Origin of the sequence: Anaerococcus sp. HMSC068A02 (genome assembly GCF_001811125.1) — a bacterium.
Lineage (GTDB): Bacteria > Bacillota > Clostridia > Tissierellales > Peptoniphilaceae > Anaerococcus > Anaerococcus vaginalis_C.
On record NZ_KV803757.1, the window covers coordinates 1 to 212 of the forward strand.

Here is a 212-nt window from a genome sequence, read left to right on the forward strand (position 1 = left end):
ATCATCTTTTGAAATCCCTCTCTATCAAAGGTCGTTCCGCTTACTCCATCATCGGTATAGTGATAGATATTTACAAAACCGTTTCTTTTCGCATAGCTTTCAAGCAGCTGTTTTTGATTGGTGATGGAATTGCTTTCTCCTTGCATTTCATCATCACGACTTAAACGCTCATAAAGTGCCGTTTGTCCTGTTCTTTTCGTATTTGACATGAG

1 protein-coding gene is annotated in these 212 nt (G+C 38.7%); it reads right to left on the reverse strand.

Annotated features, from left to right (window positions below):
- Positions 1–209: recombinase family protein (locus HMPREF2782_RS04660; protein ID WP_186821657.1), on the reverse strand; the 209-nt coding region annotated here is incomplete at its 3' end.
- Between the last annotated feature and the right edge of the window lie 3 nt (positions 210–212).